The organism is Deltaproteobacteria bacterium (assembly GCA_026388415.1).
In the GTDB taxonomy this organism is placed as follows: domain Bacteria; phylum Desulfobacterota; class Syntrophia; order Syntrophales; family JACQWR01; genus JAPLJV01.
This window is the reverse complement of record JAPLJV010000025.1, coordinates 16,007-35,416: the sequence shown is the minus strand read 5'-3', so window position 1 is coordinate 35,416 and position 19,410 is coordinate 16,007. Positions and strand designations below refer to the sequence as shown.

General features: G+C 43.8%; 17 protein-coding genes. All 17 read right to left on the bottom strand.

Translation table 11 applies throughout. The features are described from left to right. Positions 1-7: 7 nt before the first annotated feature. Positions 8-1,300 (bottom strand): ATP-binding protein, encoded by a 1,293-nt coding sequence (locus NT140_06145; GenBank protein ID MCX5831453.1) that lies wholly within the window; start codon positions 1,298-1,300, stop codon positions 8-10. A gap of 328 nt (positions 1,301-1,628) precedes the next feature. Next, positions 1,629-2,762, bottom strand: a complete 1,134-nt coding sequence (gene wecB, locus NT140_06140; GenBank protein MCX5831452.1) for a UDP-N-acetylglucosamine 2-epimerase (non-hydrolyzing) — start codon at positions 2,760-2,762, stop codon at positions 1,629-1,631. 36 nt (positions 2,763-2,798) lie between these two features. Then, positions 2,799-3,866 (bottom strand): polysaccharide biosynthesis protein, encoded by a 1,068-nt coding sequence (locus tag NT140_06135; GenBank protein MCX5831451.1) that lies wholly within the window; start codon positions 3,864-3,866, stop codon positions 2,799-2,801. Then, positions 3,863-4,729, bottom strand: coding sequence for an SDR family oxidoreductase (locus NT140_06130; protein MCX5831450.1), 867 nt, complete (start codon positions 4,727-4,729; stop codon positions 3,863-3,865). Before NT140_06130 ends, NT140_06135 begins: the two co-directional genes overlap by 4 nt. Before the next feature lie 2 nt (positions 4,730-4,731). Then, positions 4,732-5,961 (bottom strand): glycosyltransferase family 4 protein, encoded by a 1,230-nt coding sequence (locus NT140_06125; GenBank protein MCX5831449.1) that lies wholly within the window; start codon positions 5,959-5,961, stop codon positions 4,732-4,734. A gap of 45 nt (positions 5,962-6,006) precedes the next feature. Further along, positions 6,007-7,140, bottom strand: coding sequence for a glycosyltransferase family 1 protein (locus NT140_06120; GenBank protein MCX5831448.1), 1,134 nt, complete (start codon positions 7,138-7,140; stop codon positions 6,007-6,009). Positions 7,141-7,240: 100 nt separating this feature from the next. Continuing rightward, on the bottom strand, positions 7,241-8,413 hold the full coding sequence (gene wecB, locus NT140_06115; GenBank protein MCX5831447.1) for a UDP-N-acetylglucosamine 2-epimerase (non-hydrolyzing): 1,173 nt from the start codon (positions 8,411-8,413) through the stop codon (positions 7,241-7,243). Between the two features lie 29 nt (positions 8,414-8,442). Continuing rightward, positions 8,443-9,738, bottom strand: coding sequence for an O-antigen ligase family protein (locus NT140_06110; protein MCX5831446.1), 1,296 nt, complete (start codon positions 9,736-9,738; stop codon positions 8,443-8,445). Next, complete coding sequence (locus NT140_06105; GenBank protein MCX5831445.1) at positions 9,713-10,996, bottom strand: glycosyltransferase; 1,284 nt, start codon at positions 10,994-10,996, stop codon at positions 9,713-9,715. Before NT140_06105 ends, NT140_06110 begins: the two co-directional genes overlap by 26 nt. Before the next feature lie 72 nt (positions 10,997-11,068). After that, positions 11,069-12,268, bottom strand: coding sequence for a nucleotide sugar dehydrogenase (locus NT140_06100; protein MCX5831444.1), 1,200 nt, complete (start codon positions 12,266-12,268; stop codon positions 11,069-11,071). Further along, entirely contained in the window at positions 12,265-13,224 is a 960-nt protein-coding gene (locus tag NT140_06095) for an NAD(P)-dependent oxidoreductase (GenBank protein ID MCX5831443.1), read from the bottom strand. The genes NT140_06100 and NT140_06095 overlap by 4 nt, the downstream gene beginning before the upstream one ends. 14 nt (positions 13,225-13,238) lie before the next feature. Then, entirely contained in the window at positions 13,239-13,397 is a 159-nt protein-coding gene (locus NT140_06090) for a hypothetical protein (protein MCX5831442.1), read from the bottom strand. A gap of 80 nt (positions 13,398-13,477) precedes the next feature. Beyond that, a complete protein-coding gene (locus NT140_06085) occupies positions 13,478-14,350 on the bottom strand; it encodes a hypothetical protein (protein MCX5831441.1) in 873 nt (290 codons plus the stop codon). A gap of 95 nt (positions 14,351-14,445) precedes the next feature. Next, positions 14,446-16,050 (bottom strand): hypothetical protein, encoded by a 1,605-nt coding sequence (locus NT140_06080; GenBank protein MCX5831440.1) that lies wholly within the window; start codon positions 16,048-16,050, stop codon positions 14,446-14,448. A gap of 30 nt (positions 16,051-16,080) precedes the next feature. Continuing rightward, complete coding sequence (locus tag NT140_06075) at positions 16,081-17,064, bottom strand: gfo/Idh/MocA family oxidoreductase (protein MCX5831439.1); 984 nt, start codon at positions 17,062-17,064, stop codon at positions 16,081-16,083. Further along, positions 17,049-18,065: a Gfo/Idh/MocA family oxidoreductase gene (locus NT140_06070; protein MCX5831438.1), complete on the bottom strand. Its 1,017-nt coding sequence runs from the start codon at positions 18,063-18,065 to the stop codon at positions 17,049-17,051. Before NT140_06070 ends, NT140_06075 begins: the two co-directional genes overlap by 16 nt. 30 nt (positions 18,066-18,095) lie before the next feature. Further along, positions 18,096-19,409, bottom strand: coding sequence for an aminotransferase class III-fold pyridoxal phosphate-dependent enzyme (locus tag NT140_06065; GenBank protein MCX5831437.1), 1,314 nt, complete (start codon positions 19,407-19,409; stop codon positions 18,096-18,098). Between the last annotated feature and the right edge of the window lies 1 nt (position 19,410).

Sequence of the window (19,410 nt, the reverse complement as noted above, 5' to 3'; positions counted from 1 at the left end):
AACGCTGCTAAATTAAAAGCCATTTCCAGACGGGAATTACTTTTATTCTATTCTCTATGTCGGTTTCGTCATCCCATGTTACTATTGTACCTGTGGAGAGTGAAAGTTCATCCATTGCGCTTTTCAATCCCAAGAGTTCTCTTTCAAAGGTCTTTTTATCCGACATCTCCCAGCATACCTGGATCAGTTGCGTCTCGCCTGAAATTCTGTGCCGCGCAAAGAAATCGGCTTCATGCCCGTCTTTTGTATTGACATATTCCGCGTCATACCCCCCGCGACGCAGGTGCATAAAGACCATGGTTTCCAGTAACTGACCGTAATTATGAGAATTACGAAAGGTCATGGCGTTCAAAAGGCCGGTATCAATGGTGTAGATTTTAGCCGGATTGATCAGCCTTGATTTTTCAGAACGGCTATGAATGGGAACTTTGTAAAATAAAAAAGCATCTGTCAAATGATCAAGATATTCATACAGGCTGTTCTTGGTACATTTGATTGCCATGCTTTTCATGGTATTGAAGAATTTGTTAACACTGAATTGCCCGCCGGAAGAATTCATAATATGGCGGACAAGATGTTTAAGCACCAGAATATTGCTGACTTTATGGCGCTCGATGATGTCTTTCAGCAATACAGAGTCAATATAACCTTGCAATACCTCAATGCGAAGATTGCGATCCAGCTTCTGTACTTCCGGGAAGCCTCCGACTTCAAAATAATCTTTTGCCGCCTTGCGCAATAAGGAGGCCGTGTTCAGGCCAAATGTTTTTGGACTGCCGGAAAAAAGCCCGTGAAATTTCAAAAATTCCTCAAAGCTGAAGGGAAATATTTCTATCGCGAGAGATCGCCCCCGTAAACTGGTGGCTATTTCCGAGCCAAGTAACTTTGAAGATGAGCCGGTAATAAAAATTTGAATATTTTCCGTATCAAGCAAGCGCCTTATGAACATTTCCCATTGATCAATTCTCTGTATCTCATCAAAGAAAAAATAGCACCGGCCATTGCGATGTTCTGGATATTTCCCGAAATAGACATCAAGAATTTCCTGAAAATGATTAACGGTAAACTCCAGCAACCGATCATCTTCAAAGTTAAGATAGAGGATCCCCTCTTTTTTTATTCCCGAGGCAATCAGTTCTTTTATTTTCTGATAACAAAACCAGGTCTTACCCGCTCGCCTCATACCGATAACGACATCCGCCTTACCCCTAACCTCAGAAAATTCCTTATTCCGGGTTACCAGCTCAGGCAAGTTCCGTTCATGGAAATCATCAATAAGTTGCGAAATTACATTTTTCATAATGGCAATTATATCTCTTTTTTAGAGATAGTACAACCGATTATTATCTTTATTTTAGAGATTACCTTACACTTCCTCTATCATGTCCCCTACAATGCGATCTTACCGCCAATCAAAACTTCTACGCTTTGCGGGAACATGCCCGATGTAGGTGCATCAAACGAGAAGGAACGGATCCGGCTGCCTGATCCAAAGCATGAACAACACGCGGGCCAACCGCACCTGTGGCGCCGGTAACGAGAGCAAATTTATTTTTGTCCGACAAACTGATCCGATCGTTTTAATTTTGAAATGACATATTCAATACAGAAACAAAGGATTATAATCCTTAATACTTCTTCCAAACTACCCGATTGATATAATCGGTATAACTCAAGATGATGCGCAGCACTTTCTTCGATACATTTTCCACATCGTAATCCTGAACCAGCCTGAATTGCCTCTTATCTTTCGAATATTGAGCGGTCACAACATTGATGGATTCCATGACCTTCTCCGCCTCAAGTCCGCACATAATAAGGGTACCTTCGTCCATCCCCTCTGGCCGCTCATGCGCCTGGCGGATCGTCACTGCTGGAAAGTTAAGGATGGATGATTCCTCTGTAATGGTGCCGCTATCAGAGACAACGCAGAAGGCATGCATCTGGAGTTTCACATAATCAAAAAACCCCAGGGGTTTTAAAAAACGGATCAGGGGATCCGAATCGTTAATATGCATTTCTTCGAGCTTCTTTCGTGTCCGGGGATGCGTGGAGACGATCAGCGGCATTCCGTAATGCTTTGTGATGTGTTGCAACGATGCCAACAGGTTTCGGAAGTTGTCCTCATTGTCAACATTTTCTTCACGGTGCGTACTGACAACGAAATATTTTCCCGGTTGGACCTGGAGCCTCTCAAGTACATCAGAACCTTCGATTTGAGGCATGTAGTAGGAAAGAACTTCTTTCATGGGTGACCCCGTCTTGATGACGGTTTCCGGCCGCAGCCCCTCTGCCAGCAAGTAACGTCGGGCATGTTCCGTTAACGGCATGTTGATGTCACTCAGGTGGTCAACAATCTTGCGGTTTATTTCCTCCGGGACGCGCTGGTCGAAGCTTCGATTGCCTGCCTCCATGTGAAAGACGGGTATTTTACGCCGCTTCGCCGAAATCACGGACAGACAACTGTTTGTGTCTCCATACAACAAAACGGCATCAGGTTTAACCTGGTCCATCATTCCATCGGATCGAGCAATTACGTTCCCGATGGTCTGGGCCACCGTCTGGCCTGCAGCATTCAAAAAATGATCCGGTTTCCGGATGCCAAGATCCCGGAAAAAAATTTCGTTCAGTTCATAATCGTAATTCTGGCCTGTATGCACCAGGATATGTTCCGTATGGATATCCAGCTCGCTCATAACCCGGCAGAGCTTTATGATTTCGGGGCGAGTACCCACAATAGTCATAACCTTTGTTGACATAATCTCTTTTCTCCAATTTGCTTGATAACAAGATGACTTCTAACGCAACAGTTCTTCACCTTGCGCCAGATCACCATCATCAATCATCAACTTATTTCTTTTCAACAATTCAATAGTTTGATCTAAATCGAGGACTTTATCCGCAGAGCTGAACTCCTTTCCCAGTGCTTTTATTACCGGTTCTTCCTCTACGTGTAGTTCCGGCAGCATGGGGAGAATAGCATAATAATCTCCTCGTTTTACGCAATGATAGGCTTCTTCTTCCGAAACCATTATTTCATCAATCTTTTCTCCCGGTCGGATACCCGTCACCTTTATTTCAACGGGCCGATTACCGATCAAAGCTTGCGCAATATTGATGATGCTGGTCGCAGGTGCATTGGGGACATATGTCTCACCCCTTCTGGCTTCGCGGAGGGCAGCAAATACGGTATCTACTGCCTGATCAAGGCTGAGGAGGAAACGGGTCATCTCCGGCACGGTGATCGTAACCGGGCCACCGTTCCTGATCTGACCATGAAAAAGAGGAATGACAGAACCTCTTGATGCCAATACGTTTCCATAACGGACACAAATAAACCGGGTTTGTGGGTTCAGTATATTCGCAGTAGTAATGATTCTTTCCTGAATGGATTTTGTCATCCCCATGACATTGATCGGTTTGCATGCCTTATCGGTGCTGATGGCCACCACAGTCTTGACTGGATATCCGTTTTCCTCAATGGCGCGTACTATATTGGCTGGCCCCATGCAATTTGTCATGACCGCCTGAACTGGGAAGTATTCGCATGCCGGCACCTGTTTCAGCGCAGCGGCATTGATTACAATATCCGCATTTTTTACCGTGGAACAAACATCCGCATAGTTCCGTACATCGCCAATCCGAAATTCCAGGACATTCATGAAATTCCGGTAGATCACTTCCTCGGTGGCGACCAATTTATGCAGATACGCCATCCGCATATCATGTTGTTTTGCTTCATCTCTTGACAGGACGATGATCTTCTTCGGCGTTCCTTGTTCGCCGGTCAGCATACGGCGTACAAGCGTCTTACCCATTGAACCCGTTCCACCGGTAACAAGTATCGTTTTTCCTTCAATGATCATGATTCACCCCTATATTCCTGACTTAATTCCTCCACCATTTTCGTCCATGTCGGAGGTGTGTAACCAAAATCTCTACGGAACCTTGCGGAATCGACGCTCCGATCGCAATGAAATGATTCGTCCGGTATAATCTCGACGCTCCGATGCATTTTCTCGCCAATCAGCTTTAATAGATCGAATTTATTTATCGGTTCACTGGATACATTGTAAAGCCCAGAAGCGTCGGGATAATGCAATAGCAATTTCTCGATCACACGACATATTTCCAGAGTCGTCAGCCCCGTGTAGATTGCGTTTTTGAAACCGCGTATAGCCTTTTTCTGAGACAGAAACCACTCCAGAAGTTCAGTACCTTCGCGCAGTTCCTTCCCAATAAAGGAAGATCTCAACGTAAGAACGTTATTTCCTGTGAACTCGCCTAAAGCCTTGGTGCGCCCGTAAAGATCCGTAGCGTTTGTCGGGGCATCATCCGAATAATGACCTGTCCTTCCATCAAACACACAATCCGTGCTGAAGTGAATGAGTTTCGCCTTCAAATCTACCGCCAGTTTGGCCAGTTTATGCGGGAGCATGGCATTCAAGACGATACTTGTGATGGGATTTTTCGGGTCTTCTCGCCTTTTCGTGATTCCAATGCAATTCAGGATAACATCCGGCTTGATAACCCTTAATGCACCCTCAAGCAGCCGAAAATCCATGACATCAATGTGCTCGATAACCCGGTCGCTCCCAAACAGACGGTCATCTCCATAATCCCTGATACCTTTGCGAATGGTGGTATATGTATCGGGAAAACGCCGAGAAAGACACTCCCACAATGTATGACCAAGCATACCTGTCCCACCTAAGATAACGAGGCGCATACTTACTGTTTCCCCCCGACTAATTCTGAAAGCCAGCCATCCAGACGATCCAGGAGCATACAGGATTCAAAATTCCTTTCAAAATAAACCCTCCCTCGCAGTGCCATTTTTACACGATCATCAGCCGTCATGCTGGATATCTTCAGGACGGTTTTGGCAAGTGACTCTGGATCTTCCGCCGGGCAAGTCAAACCGGCGCCAGCCTCTTCGACCACACGGGCGCCTTCGCCGTCAAGGGCTGCAATAATAGGTCGCGAACATGCCAGATAGGACTGCACTTTCCCAGGGATAGTCAGTGCAAAGATAGGTTCTTTTTTAAGAGTAACCAGCATAACATCTGCCCTGGCAAAAAAAGCAGGCATGGCCGCAAGCGGATGTCGCCCTAACAAATGGACTGTTTTCTCCAACTCCCTGATTTGAACCTGCTCCCGCACCCATGGAAGCATGCGACCATCTCCGACGATCATCCAATGAATGTCTTGGTGCCCTTTCAGAAGTTCTGCCGCACTCATGATCGTTTTAAAATCCTGTGCAGCACCGATATTACCAGCAAACATCACACAAAAGCCTTCAGGAAATTCAACATTTCCCATCGATCCTGAACATTCTGCGGCAGTATCGAAGATTGCCTCTGCACTATTTGGGAAATATTCTATTTTTGAACGAGCGACACCTGTCTGCACAATAGCATCAATAAAGGACCTGGATTGCACCAGGATGCGATCACACTGAGAATAAATAAACCGCACCAGCATTTCCACCGCTTTCATAATGGATTTGGAATGGATCGCGCCTGTTGCAGAAAGGCTTTCAGGCCAGAGGTCTTGAACCCACATTATGATGGGTGCCGATTTTATTTTCTTCATTACAATGCCAGGTAAAGCCACTGTAATCGGGGATAGTTGATAAACAAAGATTACATCATAAGCATCGCGACATTTTATCGGACCCAGCAAGCTCGCCATGAATGCGAAAGAGAAATAATTCAATACCAATCGGATACTTCCCCCTTTGCCTCTGGGAATCAAGGGCACACGAACAACCTTAAGCCCTTTATAATTCTGTACTTTCTGCCGCGTGAAGCCATATCCTTGAAAAAATTTACCTCCGGGATAATTAGGGATACCCGTTAAAGCGGTGATCTGATGCCCGCTTCCGGCCATCATCACTGCCAGTTCATTAATTCGGAATTCTTCCGGCCAGAAGTACTGCGTGACGAGTAATATGTGCAAAGTTAAAAATCCGCTATTGCGTATAAGATGGATGCATATTGAAAGTCATAGAGAGCACTCAGCAAGAAAACGAAAGGTTTCATCGGCGCAACGCTCCCATGTAAACTCCTTAGCGCGTTCAAAGGCTGCCTCGGCTTTCTCTGCGCGTAGAATAGGGTCTTCGATCAGCTTTCTGATAGCTTCTACAATCTCCGCCGGCTTTTCAGGATCGAAGTATACCCCGGCATCACCTAACACCTCGGGCATTGGGCCACGATTCGAACACGCAATCGGTAAACCAGCCGCCATTGCCTCGGTGATAACCATACCGAATGTCTCGCAAGTTGATGCAAAAACAAAAACATCGGCCTTGTGATATTGGCAGAATATCTCGGAATGTGGAGAAAATCCATGGCGGCAAATAAATTTCCCCTCAGGGTCAAGACGGCTCATTACTTGGTGCAGATGTTTCAGCGCCGGCGCATAAGCGGAGCCAATCAGATCGAGCTTGATGGGGAAACCTGAATCATTAAGCCTTGCGACAGCGTCAGCTACATGCCACTGATGTTTGTATACGTCCACGGGAGAAACATATAAAATACGAAAGGGATGCTGCGGCGAATAGCTGCCAATCGCCCTTTGCTCACGCGGTGAAAGGAAGAACCTTTTGTCGACACCATGAGGGATGACCACACTTTTCCCGCGAAGCTGTTTCAACTTTTTAATCACAGTATTGCGGGCGTACTGGGTTAAGTAAATCACACCATTTGCTCTAACAAAAGCCCGACTCTGTGACTTATAAAGCAAAAGCATTTTCAATAACATCCATGATACGCCATATCTTCGAGCTTCCGTCCATTCGAAAGGTAACAAATTCTGTGAAAATGTAACAAACGGCCTGAATGCGCCAGTATATGTTCCTCCGGGAACAAAGAGGGCATCACACCTCTCCTTCTGCACCAGGCGATCCAGCTTGAATACTTGCCAGTAAAGCCGTATGGGCAGGATTTGGTCAAGTACAGGATCATGGACCTTTTTCAACCATGGGCGGTCTTCCAAACAATTCAATGTGGATGAACCACCCCAGATAATAACCTTGTCAAAACCATCCACCTGCGGCTTTGCGGCCCTGAGTAATTCAACAAGATGGGTGACACCGCCGCCAGCACGGATGTTGGATGCATCAATACCCAAGTGCATTATTTGCCTATTTTATTTTCGCTCTGAGGAACCAATGCATTAAAACTCGCCAGAAGAATGCCTAAATAAAGTTTGCCGAAGATCTATGACCAAGTTCCCTTCACGAAGGTCCTGTTGCTGATCGAAGTTTGTTTTTTCCGTCATAATTGTGCCGCCCCGGCAGTAATATCTCAACAATTCTCTGAGCCGCCCGCCCATCACCATAAGGATTATTCACGGTCACCATCATTGCGCGTCTTTGGGGATCGCATAACAATTGTCTGAGCCCATCCACAATTCGTTCCCTCTGAACGCCAACCAAAAGCGCGTTGCCGGTGGTAATACCTTCCGTACGCTCGGTCATTTCGCGCATCACTAAAACAGGCTTGCCAAGAGATGGAGCTTCTTCCTGCACACCGCCTGAGTCTGTCAGCACAATGGTAGCGCGGTCCATCAACCAGACAAATGGCGCGTAGGACAATGGCTCAATCAGATGAATGCGCGGATGCCTCCCCAAAATGCGATTGACCGGCTCACGAACATTTGGATTGAGATGAACCGGATAGATAAATGCAACATCTACGAAACTATCTGCAATCTCCCGGATCGCATGGCAGATATTGTCAAACCCGTTGCCAAAACTCTCTCGCCGGTGGCCCGTAACAAGGATGATCTGCTTTCCTGTTGTTGCTTCTAACAACCCTGCTGGTAATTTAGGTGGAGCGCAGCGCACACGTTCCCGCACCCATAGGAGTGCATCAATCACCGTGTTCCCTGTCACGAACACGTTTGGGCCCGTTACTCCCTCATTCAGTAATGTCTGCCGGGCCTGTTCGGTCGGTGCAAAGTGTAAATCGGCAATACGCCCTATCAAACAACGATTAATCTCTTCGGGGAAGGGCGCATACTTGTTTCCCGTTCGCAATCCGGCTTCTACATGGGCAACCTTTATCTGATGATAATACCCAGTCAATGCACCGCAAAATGCAGTGGTTGTATCACCCTGCACCAAAATTACATCGGGCTTTTCCTGGGACACAACATTATCTATACCTTCCATTGCAAGTGCCGTCACTTTCGCCAGTGTTTGCCCAGGTGACATAATATCCAAGTCATAATCCGGTTTAATGCCAAAAAGAGCCAGCGGCTGATCAAGCATCTCACGGTGTTGGGCTGTAACACATACTGAAAAATCAACCAGATCATGTCGGCGTTTTAGTTCCAGCACTACAGGTGCAAGTTTGATGGCTTCCGGGCGCGTGCCGATGATCGTTAATACTTTTCTTTTAATCATGATTCTATGGCCTGGACCTTTGAATTTCGTCATTTTACGATTTGGTTTGTATTTGCCCCCTCATTTTTAAAAATGGGGGGCACAAAGAGTGAATTATTGATGATGTGCTTCATTCTGTTTGAATCGCCGACCGTAACTTGGGCCACCGCAACAAGGGATAATACCAGTGCGAAGAATTTCTGCTCATCGATGAGTGAATTAATAGAAAATGCCATAAAAGCAGGGATCAGAAATTCAAATCCTGGCACTAGAATGAAACGAAAAACCAAATAAAGAAGAATCCCATATGCCACGATGCCATAACTATAAATCATACGCAGATGATCAGTATGTGGCGTACCCAAAAAAGAGTAGCCCCAGCCAAAAAAAGAAGGCACATAAGTCGACACAATGTTGTGCCAAATATCAAGTCTTGTCTCACCACCGCTTTCGTAATATTCTGCGGCACCCGAACGCTGCTCGAATAAGGTGTATACTGCCTCCATCGTTTCAAAGGACATTTTCCCTGTATCAGTCGCTGCAAATATGGTGAATACCATTACAAGAACAAATATGCCGCAGATATTTTTTTTTAATAGGGTTAAAGACACGCTGATACGACCTCGAAATACGCGGTATAATGAGAGAGATATTAGCGCGGCCATACATAAAACGGCACCACGGCTGTTTGTCGCGACAATAATTAAGCATGAGATCAGCAACATGCACCATTTCAATATAATAGATGAGTGTGTGTGCAATACAAAAAAAGCACAGACCAAAGAAAAATATGCAACGGTATTCGGATCAGAAAAAAAATAGGTGTATCTAAAGTGTTTGTATATATGTTCCACAGTACCTGCTGTAGCCGGAGCCATCTTTATTCGAAGAACACTAAATCCATCTGGATTATTGTAGAAGAAGAAAATCAAGAACAACTGGGAAAAAATGAAAAAAATAAGAATGTTTGTCGGATCAAACGCTCTTTTCTTTAAGGAGGATTTGAAATAAAGATAGTAGGCAAAAGATGATAGCAGTTGCCCTGCGCGTTTGAAATCTTCCAACATAGATTCATCGCCGTAAAATATTAGGCCTGCTATAACACTAATTACAACACACACGGAAAACAAATATAATAACGATATTGCGTTATGACAGGGGCTTTCGGTGCCCAAAAACAAAGCTGCGACGACGAACGGCAAACTCATCGGCATCACGAAAAAAGGAACATACGGAAAGAAAAGAAGATCAATAACTATAAAATACATAAAAGTATGGCGTTTAATGGTAAAATTTATGGTTCCGAGGAGCTTTGTTTTATTATATGCCGTTACAGATGAATTCATATACACGCCGCCCCTGTATTGACCAGTTTTTTGTCTGCAAAATAAATTCTTGCGCTCGACCTCCTAATTCATATAGTTCGAAGGCAGGTTTTGCACAAACATCAATGAGTAGTCGTGATAGCCCTTCGGGCGTTTCGTCAAAAAGGACATAAATAAAATCAAAGTAATCCTTTGGGATACCCGATAGCGCTGTTGTAATAACAGGCCTCCCGCTTAACATGTATTCAATTAGTTTTGAAGGAAATGTATAGCGGGTTATCAACTGATTGGTTGGACGTGCGTTAAGCAGTACCGTCGCTTGCCGCTGATACCGTAATACCTCTGCGTTGGGCAAAAAGTCCCTGTAGACAATCCGATCATCCTGCTGCGTTGCTGCTCGAACTTCAGCTTCTAATGGCCCTTTTCCAAAAATCCAGAGTCTAAAGTTTGGATCTGGAATCAGACGAAATGCCCTGAGTAACAGATCAATTCCATTAATCTCGTTCAGAGTGCCGCTGAAAAGGCAGATTCGTTCTGCCGATGGAACCTCTACAGGATGAGACTTAGCGCCCACATCGTCCGGATCTACACCACCTTCCATAACCATCATAGGTCTCCCTGGTGCAAAGTCTTCGCCTACAGACTGCGTAAGAGGAATAATACCGGTAAAATGGGCAAGGCTGAGTGATTCTAACCACAGGTTGATTCGCTGAAGCATGCCCTTCCATCCTTGAAAATTGAAGGACAAATTATGTGGGAAATCGGCAACGAAAGCCACTGCCTTCCCGCCTGATAATTTTGTTGCCAGAAGTACGGGGAGCGACATGGGCAGATAAACATTATAAACCAAAACTAAGCGACGCGTGCGGCGGTTTTGCCAGTGCCAGTTCATTAAGATGAGTAGACTCACTAACCCAATCGTAAGTTGCTTTAGAAACAGTACATTTATAAAAGGAATTAACCGCCCCCGGAGCCCATTGTTAAAACTGAGCGGTCCGGAACGGACAAAGAGCTTCCGTGATTTTGTAAACATACCTATCGGTAGAAAGCTGACAATGGTAGGGGAAACGCCGCTTGCTTTGCGCAACGCATTAAGGAAGTTGATTTGAAGCTTGTTTCCAGATACGTTGCAGGCCGGGGTGCGATTGCACATATCTTCAGGCAGTACAGGCCCCAAAAAGGCAATTGCCATTGATTCATCATGGCAACCTTCAACGAGACGACTCCTTGCTTTTGGTGAGCGAGTTGACGAAGTCGCAGTTTGTCTTCCGATATTCATTGGATCTGTCTATTCCTGGCTATATTAGGACAACCCACAGTCGTTATCCTTTGGGGGGAATTATTCATTACCTTAGCAGAAACGCAATATTATGGGAGTGCGCATACATAAACGTAGCTCTTCTATGCAACTTTTAAGCTCATCGCGCACAACATTATGTTCAACTAATATTGCCAAACAATCCATTCCTTGACAAACCTTAGATAAGGACGAGTACTCCATGCCCGATATGAGAGGATCAAAGTGATCTACATGATACCCGTCTTGGGCCAATAACTCTACTATTTTTAACGCTGGACTTTCTCGTATGTCAACTGTATTTGCTTTATATGATGCGCCAACTGCCACAATTTGTGGATTGCTTACGTCCCGCATGGAGCGCCGTATTTTAGCGGCAATACGATGGGGCATTTCTTCATTAATAAGCCTTGACGTAAAGATTAGGCGTGAATTTGCAGGGTCAACTTCCTTAATGAACCACGGATCTATTGGAATGCAATGGCCTCCCACACCGATACCTGGTTTTAGGATGTTCACGCGAGGATGCTTATTTGCCAATTCAATTGCTTTTACCGGGTTAATCCCCAAACCTTCCATAACTTCGGCTAACTCGTTTGCCAGTGCAATGTTAACATCCCGGTAGGTATTCTCCATAAGCTTACATATTTCTGCAGTTATATCATCAGTTTGAGATAGTTCCCCCTTAACAAAAGATGCGTAAATGTCCTGTGCCATTTCTCTTGATGTCTGATCCGCGGCGCCGATAATCCTGTTATTATGGACAATTTCATAAAACACATCCCCGGGCAGAATACGTTCAGGGCAATGCGCCAGGAACAAGTCCTTTCCAACAGTCAGACCACTTTTCTCCAAAATAGGTGTTATCACAGTTCGACAGGTAAGCGGGGGCACCGTTGATTCCAGAATAACCAAATTACCAGGCTGCAAATAAGGAATAATAGATTCAACCGCTTCATGAACATATTTTAATTCGGCCACTTTCTTATGGGGATGAATAGGTGTAGGTACCGCAATTAAAAAGACATCCGCCGCGCATGGGACTGATTGAGCATGCAGATTTTGGCGAACTTGCGGCGCATCCATAATCTTCTGCAGATCAGTTTCTTTTATGTGCAAAATACCGTCGTTTATGGCTTGAACAATATTTTCATTTATATCAACACCAACTACGTCGTATCCCGCACGAGCTAATAGCAATGCTGCCGGCAAGCCAACATATCCAGTACCAACAACAATTATCTTTTTTTTCATATTTTCTCTCCGACACGATAGTAGTGGCGCATCCAGTCTATTGTTTTTTTTATGCCTTCTTCTAAACCAACCGTGCTTTTATGCCCCAAATGCTGTACTGCCTTGACACAGTCCACTTTTTTACTAATAGTTGTAAATGGTTCCGGGTCGCAATATTCAGCCAAGCTTGGATTACAGCCACTGTATTTAATAACCAGTTGGGCTACCGTTTCGATATCGTGATAGTCAAGCCCGCCAATATTGTATACCTCTCCCGGCATGAAACTTTCACATATATTCGCCAATGTGCGGACTGTATCTGTAATGTACGTTGATGTCCGGTGGTGTCCTCGATATACCTTGAAGGGCATACCATTTAAAGCAGAGTAACAAAATAAGCATATAACTGATCGGTAAGGCGAATATGGCTCACCGGGGCCATATGTGTTAAAAAGCCTTACTCTGACAGACTCCGTTCCATGCATGGCTGCAGAGTTTAAAACCTGCATTTCGTTTACCCATTTACTGATCGCATAGTCATTCATCTGCTTTATGGGAATATTGTCAAGAACATCTTCGCTCATCAGACCATCATAGTCGCCATAAACCTCTGATGAAGAAAAATATATTCCTCTGAACTCGTATCGCTCTTGCATAGAAAGAATATTCTTTGTACCTACTGCATTAGATCGCCATAGAGTGTCATAAAAATCTTCTCCATTCCAACGCCCAAACTCTGCAGCAAGATGATAAACAAAATCGAATTCGTGACGCTTACTAAAGTATCCACGAGCCCATCCATCGGACATAAACAACTGTTCTACTTGCCTAAATTCTCCGACATCACAGCGGAGGTATTGCCGGTCATTGTGGTGTGGTAGATCAACAATCCATGTATCGTGTCCGTGTGCACGGAGTTCTTTCACGAGAACACTACCAACCGCACCTAATCCACCTGTAACAAGAACCTTAGCCATTCAATATCTCCCATTTATTTTTCAATAATATTCATAATACGTTCTGCCACACAATGACCATCTCCATATGGATTGTTTGCTTTTGCTGTTGATTCTCCTTTGTCAAGATCTTCCAACAAGTCAAGCAGTCCATCTATAATGCTTTCTTTTATATCTGCCAGTGTCCGTTTCATATAAACACGAGAGCTTACAGTTGTTTCCTATAAAACAATAATCATGAAATATGCTCATGTTTTTAAGACAAACTCTTGTCTTAGTTCCTTTTGAAATTATACCTTTCAAAAGCGTCTATATACGTCTTCGGACTCGCGTTATATATTTTTACATTTCTGTACTTTGAATATTCTTCTAAATATTGATATCCTAAAAACATCCGTGCAATTTCCATAAATATTTCATGCATTTTATTTGTACCAGCATTCTCTTGAGCTTTAAACCATGGGATTAACTGCTGTTCCGTTTTGTCGAAAAAATTACTTTCTCTATAGCATACAACATTTTCATCATTTAGCACTAATCGCTCATGCCAAGAATGATCCGCCCCAAGTAAATACAGTTTTTTATACCCCATATTGATCGCAACAAATATCGCAGCAACTAATACATTTTGTGCAGGCGGCATCCCCTGATTATGCTTATATAAACTATGAATGATTGATTTGAACCCAGTCAAGGGAACATTATTAAAAAATGATATCCTAATATTGCTGTTATTTTGAAATATATAGTTCCAATTAAAGGCATGTTTTGCGCTTAGTGGCAATAATAAATTAAGATGCCAGTTCGTTTTGGTATTTATTAGTTTATAGAGTCTATCCCTTTCCGCTATAAACACTGGCCGGCTATTCTCTTCCCAAAAAACCGGATCGAGCAATAAATAGTAACTAGGCTTGATAATTTCAAAAAAATCTGATTCAGCAAATTTATTTACACACATAGAGTCTTTTGACTGAAAAATGTTGCCCGAACTACTCAAACTTTCATTCAAAGACGGGCCTGTACAAAGAATATTTATCTCAAAATTATCCTTTTGAAAAACGGGGAATGAATAGTTGATTCTATGATTTATTAATACTCTCAATAAAGATATTAATGTTGTTCCCGTTTCTATTATGATATCTTTCATCCAGTTAATCCTTTAAAGAATAGATAGACTCTCCTAAACGTGTACGAAAGTTGAGTTACTTAGAAAGGTTTTTCCTTATTCATTACGCAATGGTTCTAGGGCTCCCCAGATTGTGTGCGCACCATTGATTTGTCTGGCAATACTAGGCCATTGGGGGTTGGGGGGACCAATAAATTCACCTGCACTGCGATCCCGACCATCCTGTCGAAGAGACTAAGTATTCGCTCGCCCGAACGCCCATCCAAAATTGCCCATTCCTCAGAACGTGCCGCCTGGTGGTCTTTTACATTTTTATAATACGAACTGTCTGATACTAAACGCGACAATATCGATTCAAACTCAGCCATGGTTTCTACAGTAATAATACCCTCCTCACTTTCAAATTCAGGAAACTCATACCCCCACATATCGTAACAAATCGCAGGCGTGCTGCACGCAATAGCCAGGCGAAAAGTTGATGAGGGTTCAGCAATAAAAATGTCTGCTAAAGGCATTAACGACTCTATACTTACATCAACAACGCGGGCATTATTTGACAAAAATCTCTTTATAACATTACTATCTGCACGAGGATGTGGGGAAACGATGACATTGTACCCTTTGGCACCCGAAACCACATGCATTATAAAACCTACTATCTGCTCATAAGTGTTAAACTCAGTACCCGGATGATCCGCTAACGACTGATCAGGGGTGATACTAACGAGAATAAGAGGTCTGCCCAATGGCAGATCAAGTTCTTTATAAAGAACTTCCCTTGGACCGAATGAATCTCGGCGATTCGAAAAAATGACATCATCACTCAAAGCACCCGTCAAGACATACTTTTCTCTGTCAAGGCCTGCTCGCTCATAAAGTTGCCACATACAACGACTTTCTACAGCCAAGACATCGGCCCGACCCAAAAAATCACCCCATGGCTTGGGTAAAGACAGCCCAAGCCATTCAACCGACAAGATCTTTGAGACATCGCTGGCCAGCATCTTGCGGCCCTGATATTCTCCTGACCATTGAGGATAGATCCATGACACAAGACGGCAGTCCCACCGATTTAGACTCATGCGCGGCACCGCCATAGCCTGCTTCAAAGAAACCGTAGAATTAATGATCGCATACGGAATAACAACAGAAGGTATCCCTTGCTCAGCGGCAACTTTTGTTACAATAGCCAAATGCCCGCAATCTGCGGAAGGTAAAACCAAAATCCCCGGCTTTATTTTCTTTGTTAGGCTTCGTTGGTGGAGTATTTCACAATAAAGCAACATGAACTCAATCAAGGCGCCCGGAAGAGAGTAACGAAATGAAACGAGATTTTCCCAAACAAAAGCCAGAGTGTATCGCACAAAGGAACCTGTCTTTGTAGAATGCTTAACCGCCTCTTTCACCCTTCTCAAAAAAGACACCCGATTTGCAGGGTTGGTCGATAGACCAGCCTGTTGTAGCGTCAACATGACTCGTGGGCAAAGATAATCTATGCTCTCCGCTCGACATATGGAGATTTCTTTTTCATAATTATACTTTGGATCATCCATTAAAATAACCGGATGATATCGACGAGAGTTAATTAATAACTGCGCGACCTGTTTCATCTCCCGAAATGACGCATGGGAGTTCACCACGATCAGCACTTTAACTCTATCTGCTTTAAGGTTACTGCCCGCCGATTTTTTATCGGTGTTTAGTATGGGTGATTTTAACACTGAGCCTCTAAATTAAAAAGTCGATTCTTGTCAAATGTTTTTTCTTAGGGAGGCGGAACTGATTTTTTTAAGTATCAAGTAGTATTTTAACATTACCAAATGTTCTTCAATTTTAAGAAGATTTAACAAGTCTCCATCCATAAATGCTTTGACCTGGCGAAATAAACCGGGTTTAAATGTTCTATCTAAATCATCATCAATTGCAACTTCGTTAATCGCAACCTCTCCAATATTTTGAATCTGTAGTTTTTCTAATGGTTTAAAGATCAATCTATGCTTTTTTGTCAAGACCTCAACACTCCATCGACCAGGTGCTCCCCAATCTGCCTGATATGAAAATAGCGCGTCTTTTTCGCTGATACCGGCGCCTGTAAATATTGAACCTGATGGATGCCAGTCTAATGCGCCTCCAACATAGCAGCTAATTTCCTTAGGCTTTCCGCCCAGAAAGAATGCGAGATCTATAACATGAGAAGAATTTGCCAATAGCCAATTTTCCTTCACACCGGGCGCTTTTTTTATGTTAACAATTTCGTGGGACCATTCGGTGAATTCGAAGTTGAAAGATCGAACGCCACCATCTTCACGTATAATCTCCTGCGCCTTCAATGTCGAAGTATAGAAGCGCCTGTTGTAGGCTACATATACTTCCGCATTTCTCTTCTTGGTCTTCTCATGCACAGACCTAATTTCATCCTCATTTAGACCACCCGGTTTTTCTATCAATATCTTTTTAACGCCATTTTGGAGAAGCACTTTTGCGACGTTCGCTAACTGTTCTACCCCTACAGCAACAATAGCCGATGAGGGAAAATCTTTACAATCACTGATGTGACTTTCCAAGCCCCCTGTAACAACTTTAACACCTGTTTTCGATTCGCAATCTTTAGCGGAATCGATGCCTCGACCTATAACCTGATAGCTAACTTTTAAGGCGTCAAGAACTTTGATATAATCGATTGTCATTGGACCTGATCCAATGACCCACATATGATTTATTATGTTATCGGACACCTATCACCCCCTTTGCCTTCTCTAATTAGGAAAGAAATAAAACAATTCAAAATGGGGATATGGAGCTTTGCAGATTCCTCAAATGAAGGGAGATCGCTTGCACCAGTATCGATAATCTGTCTGATGAGACGATGTGTTAGCTGGCTCTGATAAGGGGTTTCAAATGAAAACTCCTCACATGACCATCCCTTGTCTTCTCTGAAAATCCATCCCCGGCCAAGGGATTCGCTAATCATATAGACATACTTTTCGCTAATTAACTGAATCATTAACGGCACCTTCCCATCTTTGTATGAACTGATGCTAAAATATGGCGTGGCATTGAAGGATCCTGCAAGTGTTCCAGTGAATTCAATAAAGCCTTTCCTCTTACTCTCAATGAATCCCGAATCTAGCAAATCACCATTAATATTATAATCAGTAGCGCCAGCAAGATAACCTATTAAATCAATCATATGGATACTGTTGCTCGCCAATCCCCAGTCGGAGCCAGAAATATTTATTTCAAACAAATGAACGCCTTTTAAATAATCGTGTATTCCCTTGTAAACAGGCCATATCCTCCGGGGGCAATTAACCCATGTTTTTACTTTATACTTTTCAATTAGCTTCCCAATAGCTTCATAATCGTCTTCAGTCTGAAATAGTATTTTTTCCAGAATGAGGCATTGTACGGCCTTTTTCAATAGTAATTCTTTTGTTACTCTGGCCCTAACATCTGAGTTCGTTGCTACAATACAGTAATCTATCTCTGAATGAAGATCGTCAAGCGAATTGAAAAAGGATATTCTTCTTACATTAAGATTTGGCGAAATCTGGTCGAATCTCTCTTTTGCTATCTTCAAAGCTTCGTGGCTTGGATCAACTACCTGGATTTCTACTGGTAAATCAATTTTGGCAAGCGCCTGAAGATGGCGACTACCGAGTTCTCCGGAACCGATAAGGGCTACCTTCCTAGTATTATGCATTATGCTGCTCCCTTTACAAGTTACATCCATCATCAATCATACCCGTCTCTCCGATATACACACCTACGTTAGCCGCTTGAACCCCGCATGCATTATCGCCCCCTTTAGGGATGTTTCGACCTTCTTTTCATCAGAAGCCTTTTTGATTATTCCAAACACCGTATCGGTATTGTCAAGAAAGTGCTCAACTATTTTGTCTGTGTAGGCATCCGTTGTATAGACAGACGTCCCGAGAAGGAATCCTTGTTCCAGCATTTCCTGTGCGTAACATGTTTGAATTGCAAGAGAATTCTCATATTCAAATGCAATGTGGGTCAGCGGTGGTATTCCGGAAATATGAATTTTTAGATCATGTTTTTGAGCCAGCCTGTTCCAGCCCTTATTGATGTGCTCTCCATACCTTACCAATGCAGTCGTCACATCGTTTTTCTCCATTTTGTTTATCGTGGTTAAGGCTGCTATAAAACCAATCTTTTCTGTCCAGAAAGTAGAGCTTATGAAGGTATCCTGCGCAGACTCCATAACAGATCTGCGGCCGATGATTGCGGATATGGGGTAGCCGTTTCCAAGGGCTTTACCAAACACGGCGATGTCGGGGTATACGTTGCGAACAAGATGTATCCCACCGAGATTCATCCTGAAGCCTGACGTTACTTCATCAAAAATCAACACCGCGCCAATCTTATCGGCGACATTCCTGACGCCTTCCAGGAAACCCGGCATAGGGGATGTGCCTCTTTCCGGTTCCATGATGATTACACCGACTTGATTGGGATATTTATCAACAATGGCTTCCAATGCACTCAATTTATTGTAATTAAATGGAATAGCCGTCTCGTGAAGTTCTCTCGGAACGCCCAGCGGATCAAGGCCGGGGAGGAGTTGGCCATCAAGATTGGATGAATCGCCAAGATTGGCGGAAAGATACCAATCATGCCATCCGTGATAGCCACAGAAGGCAACTTTGCTTTTACCGGTGGCGGCACGGGCTATCCTCACTGCGACGGCACACGCCTCGCCGCCGGTTCTCGCAAACCTGGCCATTTCCGCCCATGGATGCAAGCTGATCAGTTTTTCCGCAAGTTCTACTTCCTCCGGGCAATTCAGTGTACACATGGAACCGTCTTGTATGGCACCTATTACGGCTCTGTTCACATCGTCATCTGCGTAGCCCAGAACACAGGAACCGACTCCCATTTGGGCAAAATCATAGTAATGATTCCCGTCGAGATCCCATACTTCGCACCCCTTGGCCTTTGAATAGTAAGACGGCCAAAGACCGGGCAGGAATTTCTCGCTTCGTTTCGACAAAAGCTGGTTGCCGCCGGGGATAATGGTTTTGGCTTTTTCCCAAAGTATCTGACCAGTTGTCGTCATG